This window comes from Dysgonomonas sp. 520 (assembly GCF_010501095.1).
Classification (GTDB): Bacteria; Bacteroidota; Bacteroidia; order Bacteroidales; family Dysgonomonadaceae; genus QVMP01.
On record NZ_QVMP01000032.1, the window covers coordinates 21,857 to 28,488 of the forward strand.

General features: G+C 39.3%; 8 protein-coding genes. 2 read left to right on the forward strand and 6 right to left on the reverse strand.

Going from position 1 to position 6,632, the window contains the following annotated elements; translation table 11 throughout:
• Positions 1-3: 3 nt before the first annotated feature.
• Positions 4-1,200, forward strand: a complete 1,197-nt coding sequence (locus D0T56_RS15320) for an ABC transporter permease (protein ID WP_163321045.1) — start codon at positions 4-6, stop codon at positions 1,198-1,200.
• A 221-nt stretch (positions 1,201-1,421) separates the two neighbouring features.
• On the opposite strand, the gene queA is transcribed toward D0T56_RS15320, so the two are convergent.
• From queA to D0T56_RS15345, 5 genes are all read right to left on the reverse strand, one after another.
• The gene (gene queA, locus D0T56_RS15325; protein ID WP_163321046.1) at positions 1,422-2,471 is read right to left on the reverse strand and encodes a tRNA preQ1(34) S-adenosylmethionine ribosyltransferase-isomerase QueA; all 1,050 of its coding nucleotides are present in this window, start codon (positions 2,469-2,471) and stop codon (positions 1,422-1,424) included.
• Positions 2,472-2,513: 42 nt separating this feature from the next.
• Positions 2,514-3,203 carry a tRNA pseudouridine(55) synthase TruB gene (gene truB / locus D0T56_RS15330; RefSeq protein ID WP_163321047.1) on the reverse strand — a complete coding sequence of 230 codons (690 nt, stop codon included), beginning with the start codon at positions 3,201-3,203 and terminating at the stop codon, positions 2,514-2,516.
• 11 nt (positions 3,204-3,214) lie between these two features.
• Positions 3,215-4,015 (reverse strand): undecaprenyl-diphosphate phosphatase, encoded by an 801-nt coding sequence (locus tag D0T56_RS15335; protein WP_163321048.1) that lies wholly within the window; start codon positions 4,013-4,015, stop codon positions 3,215-3,217.
• 109 nt (positions 4,016-4,124) lie between these two features.
• Positions 4,125-4,370, reverse strand: a complete 246-nt coding sequence (locus D0T56_RS15340) for a DUF3098 domain-containing protein (RefSeq protein WP_163321049.1) — start codon at positions 4,368-4,370, stop codon at positions 4,125-4,127.
• 49 nt (positions 4,371-4,419) lie between these two features.
• Positions 4,420-5,298, reverse strand: coding sequence for an ABC transporter permease (locus D0T56_RS15345; RefSeq protein ID WP_163321050.1), 879 nt, complete (start codon positions 5,296-5,298; stop codon positions 4,420-4,422).
• A gap of 131 nt (positions 5,299-5,429) precedes the next feature.
• On the opposite strand from D0T56_RS15345, the gene D0T56_RS15350 reads away from it, so the two are divergent.
• A complete protein-coding gene (locus D0T56_RS15350; RefSeq protein ID WP_163321051.1) occupies positions 5,430-5,795 on the forward strand; it encodes a YraN family protein in 366 nt (121 codons plus the stop codon).
• Between the two features lie 137 nt (positions 5,796-5,932).
• On the opposite strand, the gene D0T56_RS15355 is transcribed toward D0T56_RS15350, so the two are convergent.
• Positions 5,933-6,632, reverse strand: a 700-nt coding sequence (locus D0T56_RS15355; protein WP_163321052.1) for an AraC family transcriptional regulator, incomplete at its 5' end; no start/stop codon positions are given.

Sequence of the window (6,632 nt, forward strand, 5' to 3'; positions counted from 1 at the left end):
AAGATGGGGAAATTTTTAGTCGATATATACTATGTTTGGAAAAATGAGTTGAAACTTGTCTTCCGTGATCCGGCGGCAATTTTGCTTTTTTTTCTTGTCCCGTTGTTGTATCCTTTGTTGTATGCTTTTATCTACAACAATGAGGTTGTGCATGATGCAAAAATGATAGTGGTAGATGATTCCCGTTCTTCTCTGTCGAGGGAATTTATACGAAAGGTTGACGCATCGCCCGATGTGGAAATTGTGGCTCGTCTCGATAACATGGAAGAAGCCATTGATGCGAAAAACAGAGGCGAAGCCTTTGGCATACTTTATATTCCATGCGATTTTAGCAAGAAGATTAATACGGTTCAACAAACACAGGTGAATGTGTATGCCGACATGGTGAGTATGCTTTACTATAAATCGTTTCTTCTTTCTGCCACCGAGGTGAGCCTCGATATGGGAGCAGACATAAGGGTGAATGTTGTAGGGCATGGAACCCGGTCGCAAGACAATTCGTCTATGCAGGCTGTTGCATACGAGTCGGTTCCTTTCTATAATCCGCAGAATGGTTTTGCCAGCTTTCTCATACCTGCCGTTCTGATATTGATTCTTCAACAGACATTAGTTTTGGGTATAGGCACTTTGGTAGGCACGCACAACGACCACAAGACGTTCTCGATGGCTTCTCAAGCCTATTTCGGAAAAAATGTAAATGCTGCCAGATTGACTTTGGGTAAGGCGTTTTGCTATTCGTCGCTCTACATTGTCATATCAATTTGGGTGTTGAAATTTGTACCTTATATATTTTCCTTGCCACAGATAGGGAGCATGCTTACAATAATGGCATTTATAGTTCCGTTTTTGCTGGCGGCTACATTCTTCGCTATGACAATAGCTTACTTTGTTTCTCAGCGTGAGTTTGTTATGCCTCTGTTTGTTTTCACCAGCGTTATCTTCCTTTTCCTTTCGGGTATTTCATGGCCTTGGACGGCTATGCCTGATGCACTGAAAGCGATAGCCTATATTTTCCCGTCTACTCCGGGCATACATGCCTTTGTCAAGGTAAATACCATGGGTGCTGACCTTGCCGGTATTCGTTTCGAATTTATTATTTTGTGGGTGCAGACAATTTTTTACTTCACTACATCTGTCCTTATGTATCATTGGTGGATTAGGAACTATGATCCGAAATTTAAAGGAGCTGTGAAAGCATGATCACTTTATAAGTGAAGAAACTATTGATGGAATAAAACATAGGAGGCGTGTGTCAAAAGTAAATTTTAGAGTCTTTTTGTCATCCTGAACAGAGTGAAGGATCTGTTCTATAGAGTCCAGATTCTTCGTTGCACTCAGAATGACAAGAATGAGTAACACTTTGATAGTGCAATCTTACTTTTGACACACCTCTGCATTTATCTTTTAGTTTTAAGATACGTTTAGATTATCAGCATGGCATCGCCATAGGCTCCGAATCTGTATTTCTCTTTCACGGCCATTTCGTATATGTCCATAATTCTTTCGTAGCCACCAAAGGCAGCAGTCATCATCAATAATGTAGATTGTGGCAGATGAAAATTAGTAACCAAAGCATCGGCGATATTGAAATCGTAAGGAGGGAAAATAAACTTGTTTGTCCATCCGTTGTTGGGTTTCAATTCTCCGTTTGTGGTCACTATCGTTTCAATAGAACGCATCACGGATGTGCCTACGGCGCAAATCTTAGACCCGTTTGCTTTGGCTGTGTTCACCTGATCTGCTGTTTCGGGGGTAATTATCATTTGTTCCGAATCCATCTTGTGCTTAGTCAAGTCTTCAACATCTATTTCCCGATAATTTCCTAAACCCGAATGTAGTGTGATATATGCAAAGTCGATACCTTTTATCTCCATTCTTTTCATCAGTTCACGACTGAAATGTAGTCCTGCAGCAGGAGCAACAACCGCACCTTCGTTTTTGGCATAGATGGTTTGATAACGGTCTTTATCTTCCGGCTCTTCGCCACGACCCAAATATTTTGGAATCGGTGTTTCGCCCAATGCGTAGAGAGATGCCTTAAAGTCTTCTTGCGGACCATCGTAAAGGAATCTTAATGTACGCCCTCTCGACGTTGTGTTGTCTATAACTTCGGCCACCATCAGATCGTCATCGCCAAAGTAAAGTTTATTACCGATACGTATTTTACGTGCCGGATCAACTAAAACATCCCACAGGTGAAATTCTTCATTCAACTCCCTCAACAGAAAAACTTCTATTTTGGCTCCTGTTTTTTCTTTATTTCCATACAGGCGAGCAGGGAATACCTTTGTGTCGTTGAAGATGAAAACATCCTTGTCGTCGAAATAATCTATTACATTTTTAAAGATCTTATGCTCAATTTCTCCCGTTTGGCGGTTTACTACCATTAACCGGGCCTCATCCCTGTTTCTGTTCGGATGCACCGCAATCAGTTCTTCAGGAAGATCAAATTTGAATTGTGAAAGTTTCATATATTATTATTTTTTAATTTAATCAATTAATAATCTGCGACTTTAGTTTATTGTCTCATCCAGAAATTTATCCATATCTTCTGCCTTGATGCAGTCTTCGACTTTTATGTCTCCAATCCGTGTTCGCCTGAGTGCCGTTAAATGTCCTCCCGACTTTAAGGCTTCTCCAATGTCGCGAGCTAATGCTCTTATATAAGTGCCTTTACTGCACACTACCCGTATTGTTATTGAAGGCATGTCATAGCCAATCAGCTCTATTTCATCAATAACCAGTATTTTTGGTTTGAGATTCACCTCCTGCCCATCCCTCGCCAGGTTGTAGGCTCTTTCTCCGTTTATCTTACAGGCTGAATACGCCGGTGGAATCTGCTTTATTTCTCCCAGAAAATTCCGGAGAGCCTCTTCAACCAAATCTTTGGTGATATGTTCCGTTGGGAATGTTCCGTCTACTTCCGTCTCCAGATCGAAGGAAGGTGTTGTTTCTCCCAGTTTTATGGTTGCCACATATTCCTTTGTCTGATATTGGAACGACTCTATCAGTTTTGTCTTTTTCCCCGTACAGATAATCATAACTCCGGTAGCCAGAGGGTCGAGGGTTCCCGCATGTCCGACTTTCAGTTTTTTGATATCCAATTTGCGACAAATTTTATTACGCAATTTTCGTACCAAAGTAAAAGATGTCCAATGCAAAGGCTTGTCAAAGCATACTATCTCGCCAGATATAAAATCCATTCGTAAAAATCTTATTTTGCTATTGAGTACACAATGGCTATTGTTCCTACTATGGCACAGTAATATGCGAAATATATCAGTTTGCCTTTTTTTACAAGGTTTATCATCCATTTACAAGCCAAACACCCGAAAATGAAAGCAGCCAGGAAGCCTGCAATCAGCGATGCGACAGGGATAGATGTTTCCGCCGAAGAAAAATCTCCCTTAACCAAATCGAGAAAAGCCTCGCCAAGTATAGGTATCAAAACCATCAGGAACGAAAACTTAGCCACTGTTTCTTTGTTGTTGCCCAACAGCAAACCTGTGGCAATTGTAGACCCGGAACGTGAAAGTCCGGGGAATATAGCGGCTACACCTTGTGCCAAACCTATGATGAAGGCATCTTTATAATTTAAATTCTCTTTCGGGCGAGGCTTTGCGTAATACGAAAACGCAAGCAGCACTGCTGTTACCAACAGCATTATCCCAACAATCAGAAGACCCGAACTGAACAGCTCTTCAACCTGATCTTTAAAGAACAACCCTACGATCATCACCGGAATTAGCGACAAACAGATTTTAGCCACATACTGGGTTTCTTCGTTCCATTGAAATTTAAATAACCCCTTCAGTAAGTTTAAAATATCTTTGTGTAGTATAGTTATTGTACTAAGCACTGTTGCGGCATGAACCGCAATTGCAAATGTCAGGTTTTCTTCATTTTTCAGTCCAAGTATTTCACTGCCTATAACTAAGTGTCCGCTACTGCTGACAGGCAAAAACTCAGTCAATCCTTGGAGTATTCCAAGTATAACTGCTTCAATTACACCCATAAAAATTTATTTAATTATTTTTTTTAAGGTCACAGACCCAATCGTTTCTTTTGTAAGTATAAGACAGCTGATGATATTTATTATCTAAAAGCATATCATTAAAAACTATCTATTGTTCAATTTTCGTTTCTTTCTTTTCTCGTGGATACAATATCCCTCCAATCATTGTCAGGAATCCGAAGAAACATATCATTGGCGCAACAACAATACGCCTTGTGCTGAAAATATCGGGTTCATACTTTTCGATTGTAGAAGAAGGCCCTGTCATCAGCAAAAAACCAATGATAATAATTAGCACAGAGGCTGCGCAAATGATGTAGTTGAGCTTTCCGAAAGCTAGATTCGTTCTGTCCATTATTAGTTAGAGTTTATATTTTATATTTATTTCTATTATAAATGTTGTTCTAAACATGATACAGAGTATTTGTTTCCATTTTCAAATACCTGTTCACCGAAAACGCTGTTGTTGCAGCCGTTAATAATATTCCCAGTAAAAATACCGAGGCATAGACAATGAGAAGGTTTTCCATCCTTATTATCTCAATTATTTCGGGAAATTCTTTCGATGCGGCGTAAACTAAGGCGGTGATAGCTATATTTGCCAGAATAGCCGCTGCCATGCCGCATAAAATGAAATTTATCACAAAAGGTTTTCTTATAAACGAATTGGTTGCTCCCACCAGACGCATTGTGTGGATAAGGAAGCGTTTTGAGTAAATATTCAGGCGGATGGTATTGCGGATGAGCGTGAAAGATATTATCATCAGGATGATTGCCAGAATAAACAGACCCAGCCCAACCCTTGACAGGTTGGCATTTACCATTTCAATATCTTTTTCATCGAAAAGAAAATTGCCTTCAAATCCTTGCAATTTTATCTTGTTTTCTATTGCCTTGATGCTGTCGGAATTGATATATTCCGATTTCAGCACAATATCGAGCATGCTGTATGACTGCTCGTATCCTGTAACTTCTTCCGGGTCGCTGCCTAAGCTGGCTATGATTTCTTGCTTTATCTCGTCTTTATCTATAAACCTGACTTCCTTGACATAAGGGGCATTGCTGAGTTTTTTCTGAAATTCGGCAACTTCCGCTTCTTTCATCGTATCAGGCAATTTTATCGAGATGCTCATTTTTTCTTTCACAAATGTAATGAACTCCCTGCCTCCAAATCCGGTCAGTATGGTTAGCCCTAAAAGTATGAGGACCAATGTAATGCTGATTGTTGTTGTAACACCTGCATTCAGAAATGAAGTAGACTTAATTTGATGTCTGTTTGGCATATTTTGGGTTATTAAAAGTGTTTTACGTTCATTATAAAACACACCACACCTAAATTCGGTGCAAAGAAACGAAATAAATATAGTATTTAAATGTTTTTTTTGTATTTTTAAACATCTTTTTTTGAGTAAATATGTCGAAACACAACGATTTAGGTAAAAAAGGAGAAGATGCGGCATGCAACTATCTCCTGAAAGAGAATTACGAAATATTGAAAAGGAATTGGAGATATGGAAAATATGAATTAGACATCATTGCCCGCAATGACGAGTATATTGTTTTTGTGGAGGTTAAAACCCGAAGTTCCGATCAGTGGGGAAATCCCGAAGATGCTGTTTCCAGAACCAAGATGAAGCGTATGGTTGAAGCCGCAGATTCTTATCTGAAGCAGAATGATGTTGACATGGATGTTCGTTTCGATATTATTTCTGCCATCTGGAATGGCGAATACTTTGAGATAGACCATATAGATGATGCTTTCTTTGCTCCGGTAAATTGAGAGAGTAGCGTATTCATGCGCTTACCCTAAAAATGTTTACTGAAAAGAATCAAACTTAAAAACTTTTTATATCTTTGTATGCTGATAATGAGACAATGAGGATCTCTGTCACTTGCACAGTGACAGAGGTTCTTTTTTTATATATATTGTTTTGTTCTGTTTTTTCTTCTGATTTCGGAAGGGGAATTTCCCAGATTTTTGTGGCAAAATTCATTGAAATGAGACAGGGTGGCAAACTTATGATTTGTACTGATCTCTTTCAGGCTTTTACTTGTCTGGCAAATGTCTTGATAAACTTGCTTTGCCCTCTGGCTTCTCATCCAACTATATGCCGACATGTTGAACACTCGCCTGAAACGCTTATTGAATCCCGAATAGCTATAATTCATTCTTTCAGCCAGTTGACGAACTGAACGAACACTCAGACTGAGACTGTATACTTCTTCCGTGAATAGAGAATCGTTACCAGGAAGAGCCTTGAAGAAACTTTGTAACTGTTCTTCCGAATAGAAATGTTTGAGAATATAACCGAACTCTTTTAGCTTCAATTCCGACAGAAGTTCACTGTCGATTCCTCTTTCAATGTATTTTTCAAGCGTATGAATATAATTGAATATCACACTCTTAACAGGCAGTGTAGTAGGGCTGTCTTCTTTCTGGTCGAAAGATGTAATGACATTGCACAGATTCAATTGATTGGAGAAACGGAGCAAAACTACTTTCGAATCTCTCACACTCTTTATAATCACCTTATCCTGAGAAGGATAGAAAAACATATTGGGAGCTGAAACTTGAGTGAACAGACCGACCTGTATTTTCCCCTCCATCACCAGAATT

Excerpts from the sequence above, each read along its gene's own strand:
- queA (WP_163321046.1), bottom strand. The coding sequence starts at position 2,471 with ATGAAACTTTCACAATTCAAATTTGATCTTCCTGAAGAACTGATTGCG.
- D0T56_RS15345 (WP_163321050.1), bottom strand. The coding sequence starts at position 5,298 with ATGCCAAACAGACATCAAATTAAGTCTACTTCATTTCTGAATGCAGGT.
- D0T56_RS15335 (WP_163321048.1), bottom strand. The coding sequence starts at position 4,015 with ATGGGTGTAATTGAAGCAGTTATACTTGGAATACTCCAAGGATTGACT.
- truB (WP_163321047.1), bottom strand. The coding sequence starts at position 3,203 with ATGGATTTTATATCTGGCGAGATAGTATGCTTTGACAAGCCTTTGCAT.
- D0T56_RS15350 (WP_163321051.1), top strand. The coding sequence starts at position 5,430 with ATGTCGAAACACAACGATTTAGGTAAAAAAGGAGAAGATGCGGCATGC.
- D0T56_RS15340 (WP_163321049.1), bottom strand. The coding sequence starts at position 4,370 with ATGGACAGAACGAATCTAGCTTTCGGAAAGCTCAACTACATCATTTGC.
- D0T56_RS15320 (WP_163321045.1), top strand. The coding sequence starts at position 4 with ATGGGGAAATTTTTAGTCGATATATACTATGTTTGGAAAAATGAGTTG.